Annotated in this window: 4 protein-coding genes; 3 read left to right on the forward strand and 1 reads right to left on the reverse strand. The window is 34.4% G+C overall.

The features are described 5' to 3' along the window. Nucleotides 1–359 precede the first annotated feature (359 nt). The 3 genes from COZ07_RS09125 (at nucleotide 360) to COZ07_RS09135 (ending at nucleotide 2,190) form a co-directional block, all read left to right on the forward strand. Nucleotides 360–608 carry a type II toxin-antitoxin system HicB family antitoxin gene (locus COZ07_RS09125; RefSeq protein WP_406608254.1) on the forward strand — a complete coding sequence of 83 codons (249 nt, stop codon included), beginning with the start codon at nucleotides 360–362 and terminating at the stop codon, nucleotides 606–608. Between the two features lie 655 nt (nucleotides 609–1,263). After that, nucleotides 1,264–1,713, forward strand: a complete 450-nt coding sequence (locus COZ07_RS09130) for a zinc ribbon domain-containing protein (RefSeq protein WP_406608255.1) — start codon at nucleotides 1,264–1,266, stop codon at nucleotides 1,711–1,713. 24 nt (nucleotides 1,714–1,737) lie between these two features. Beyond that, nucleotides 1,738–2,190, forward strand: coding sequence for a zinc-ribbon domain-containing protein (locus COZ07_RS09135; RefSeq protein WP_406608256.1), 453 nt, complete (start codon nucleotides 1,738–1,740; stop codon nucleotides 2,188–2,190). A 94-nt stretch (nucleotides 2,191–2,284) separates the two neighbouring features. On the opposite strand, the gene COZ07_RS09140 is transcribed toward COZ07_RS09135, so the two are convergent. Continuing rightward, nucleotides 2,285–4,028 (reverse strand): ATP-binding cassette domain-containing protein (locus COZ07_RS09140; protein WP_406608257.1); only part of this gene is annotated, 1,744 nt, incomplete at its 5' end.

Here is a 4,028-nt window from a genome sequence, read left to right on the forward strand (position 1 = left end):
AAGCATTTCGCTTCATTTTCTTTGGCTTAGATTGGCCAGCTTTTTGAGATGGATTACTCTACTGTCTCTAAGACTGCTAAAAGATTTGAACAAGAAAGTAAAACGAATCATAAAATAAGTGAGATCAAGCAAAAGATGATAACAACATTGAGAGAGAGGGTAAGAAAAAAAATTGATAATCTCAATTAAATAACTTATAATAAATTTAAGAAAATATAGCTCAGAACCGGAAATTGTAAAATGAGTATCAATATAGGAGTAAATTTTGAAATTTAGTGAGTTGGTAAGAATTTTAGAAAAAAACGGATATTCCATTATTTTAAAGAGTGTTGGTCTAAAACAAGGGAGGAATTTATAATATGATCAATTTAAAATATTCTCTGGTAATAGAAGCCACTAAAGACCCCACTTTTTTTACTTTTTATTCTCCTAATATCGAAGGATTTACAGGGGTCGGCCATTCAATAGAAGATTGCCTTTATCAAGCAAAGTGGGGGATAGAAGAGCATTTAAAATTATTAAAAGAAAGAAAATTACCAATTCCCAAAGAAAATAAAAACCCAGAAATAGTTATTAGAAATGAAAGAAAATTAAAAGTCGCGGTTTAAACTTTAATTCGGGAATATATTATTCAACATCAGAATATGAAAGATCCTATTCAACAATCCTATCGCAATATCGCTCTTGGTAGTGAGGTATTTATCTAATCAAGCATTTCACTTCATTTTCTTTGCATCCTATTTTTCAAATCACTTGTATTATAAGGTTTTCGCAAATGTATTTTTAGATAAGTCTTACTCTTTAGAGAAGACAGATTTATTTACCCTATCTTCAGACGGGGCGGATAAATCCGCCCCTACTGAAAAAAGAGGGGTTTTGCTCGTTTTGTAAAATAATAGGACTTGCGGAAAAGTGCTGAAGTAGGTAATAAATTACATCTTAATTACACATTTTTGCAAGTACACTATTTGATATTACGGATAAATTGCGGTATTACACTAATAAATAGTAGTAATTTGCAAAAAAGATGTAAATATAGAATTTACGCTTTAATTTAAAATATTTTCTTAAAAAAGAAGGATTTTTAAAATTTATGTAGAACTATAGATATAATCATAATTTAAATAACCTGAAAGATTTATAGGATACGGGTAAATATAATATTAGACCTGCCTAAAACAATTTAACATTCTCTTTAAATGGAGAGCAAGAAGGATTTTATTTTTCTAAATTTAAAAATTTATTAATAATGGAGGTGCCAAAATGGCAGCGAAAAAGAGAGAAGAAGTGAGAAGTTATCAGAAGAGTTTTTCTGAAGTTTTTTCAGCTATTACTAAGGCCTTAGAAGATCTTAAAATTGGAATAGTCAGCAAAAATGAAAAAGAAGGAATAATCAATATATCTACGGGGTTTACTATATTTTCTACCGGAGGAGAAGGAATTATTGAAGTAAAATCTGTTCCCGATACTAATGAAACTACTGTGGCTATTGGTATTAAGCCCAAAGTGAAAACACTTCTTATTGATTGGGGGCAAGCTTCAAGAGAAACAAAGCGAATATTCAGTAAGATAGAGGAATATTTAGGAGTGGTAGTTGCTGAGCCTGCACTAGAAAAGACTGAACCTTCAACTTCGAATACTTGTCCTTCCTGTAGTAAGCCTGTGGGAGCAGCTGATAAGTTCTGCCAGAATTGTGGAGCAAAATTAAAATAATCAAGAGGAAAAGAGGGGTAAAAAATGTCTTTTTGTCCAAATTGTGGTAAAAAAATTGAAGGTGAGGTAACTTTTTGTCCGTCATGTGGTTTTAATCTGAAAGGGGAACAAAAAAGTTCTTCTTCAACTTCTTCTCCCGGGAAAGGCAGAATAACAAGTGGAAGTGGATTAAATACCAGGACTTACATGATTATTTCAGTATCTGGCTTGGGGGCATTAGCGATATTATCTCTTATGTTGGGAGATAGTATGGGCTTTATAATTGCAGCTGCTTTATGTGCTGTACTATATTTTTTAGGGATGAAAAAGTTTGAAGAAGGAGACAAAGATACAGCTAAAAAGATTTTTTTAATTGTTGCTGTTTTGACTGGAGTATTAGGATTCGCAATTGTAGTAATGGGAAGATTTTTTGGGGCTGTTGATATTTTAGTTGCCATCCCTATCTATATGGCCTGGAATGAAATGGAGAAGAGTTAGTTTAAGAGATTAAAACTTGAAAAGACGGGTCGGATAAATCCGACCCCTACATTTGAATGAGACAGGCGAGACGCCTGTTCTGCTCCCCCTCACCCTAACCCTCTTCCTCCAAGGGGAGAGGGGGTTTGGTTTCTAAGGTTAAACCTTCGTGGGATTTGGTTAGGGTGGTAAGTTCCTGGTTATAACTCTTTAAATCAATCATCAAGATCTGTACTTTTTTAGAATCCTTCAATGTCACCGGGTCGCATAATTGAGCTTCTGCGGTAGTTTTATTTTCTTTTAAGACTTTTATTTTTTCTTCTATTGATTTTAATTTTTCCAGAATATCTTTATTCTGCCGGTACAGGTGGTTTCGCTGTTCCGCTTCTTCCCGTTTTTTTAGTTTATCTAAAGTTTTTGCTTTTGGTTTTGATGATGGTGTATTTTTAATAGTTAAAGCACGGTTATCAATTTCTGCTGACAATTGAGCTCGTTTTTCTATAAAGTAGGAATAGTTCCCGGGATAATCATAAATCCGACCATCCCTTATTTCAATTACCCGGTTGATCAGATGGTCTAAAAAATAGCGGTCATGGGAAACAATTAAGATTGTTCCTGAATATTTCAGCAGGGCTTGTTGAAATAATTCCTTAGTAGCTATATCCAGATGATTGGTAGGTTCATCGAGGATCAGGAAATTAGATTCCTGCATCAATATTTTTACTAAAGTCAGACGGGATTTTTCTCCTCCGGAAAGTATATTAATTGACTTATAAACATTATCTCCGGAAAAAAGGAAGGCTCCCAGTAAACTTCTTCTTTCTCCTGTAGCCATAAGGCTTGAGGTGTTAGATATTTCCTCCCAGATGGAATGGAGATAATTAAGATTTTGTGAGCTTTCCTGAGAAAAGAAAGCCAGATTAACTTTGTGCCCAAGATGCACTACGCCAGAGGAAGGCATTTCTCGGTTACTAATTAATCGAGAGAGGGTTGATTTTCCTGCCCCGTTTACCCCTACCAAAGCAACTTTTTCTCCACGATGCAGGGTAAAATCCAAATTACTAAAAACTTTATTACCATCATAAATCTTAGATAAATTTTCCACTTCCACTACTTTATTCCCGCTTCGTGGACATTCTGGAAAGCGTATGGTGACTTTTTTTACGGCTTTTTGAATTTGGATAGTTTTAATTTTTTGGAGCATCTTTATCCTGCTTTGAACCTGTGCTGCTTTGGTGTTCTTATAGCGGAATCTTTCAATGAAAGATTCAGTTTTAGCAATTTTATCTTGCTGATTTTTAGCTTCGTTTATTAATAATTCCTGGCGTTTTATCTTTTCTTTTAGATAATAGGAAAAATTACCATGGTAAAGGGTTAATTTTTGATGCTCTAGTTCTGCAATCTGAGTCATAAGTTTATCCAGGAAGTATCGATCATGAGATACTGATATTATGCTGCCAGAAAAATTTTGCAGCCAATTTTCTAACCATTCCAAACTTTCTGAATCCAGATGGTTAGTAGGTTCATCAAGCAGAAGAGAGTTAGGAGAGGAAAGTAGTATGGAAGCTAAAAGTATTCGCATCTTCCATCCACCAGAGAATTCGGTACATCGGCGGGTGAAATCTTTTTCTCGGAAGCCTAAACCTTTAAGAATTTTATGAGCTTGGGTAGAAAAAGAATAACCTCCTTGGTGTTCAAAGAGGTTGGTTATTTTTTCATATTTTTCAAGAGCTGCTTGATATTTACTCGATTCGGGAGAAAAGGAGGTCAAATGTTCTTCACAAATTCTAAGAGAATGTTCCAATTTGGCAATGCCTGATTTTTCCTTCAGATAGGGGATAAGCTCGGTGTCGCTATTA

Origin of the sequence: Candidatus Infernicultor aquiphilus, from assembly GCF_002784285.1 — a bacterium.
GTDB classification, from domain to species: Bacteria; Atribacterota; Phoenicimicrobiia; order Phoenicimicrobiales; family Phoenicimicrobiaceae; genus Infernicultor; species Infernicultor aquiphilus.

What these genes read in the sequence shown, in the direction of transcription:
- COZ07_RS09130 (WP_406608255.1), top strand. Translation starts at nt 1,264, where the DNA reads ATGGCAGCGAAAAAGAGAGAAGAAGTGAGAAGTTATCAGAAGAGTTTT.
- COZ07_RS09125 (WP_406608254.1), top strand. Translation starts at nt 360, where the DNA reads ATGATCAATTTAAAATATTCTCTGGTAATAGAAGCCACTAAAGACCCC.
- COZ07_RS09135 (WP_406608256.1), top strand. Translation starts at nt 1,738, where the DNA reads ATGTCTTTTTGTCCAAATTGTGGTAAAAAAATTGAAGGTGAGGTAACT.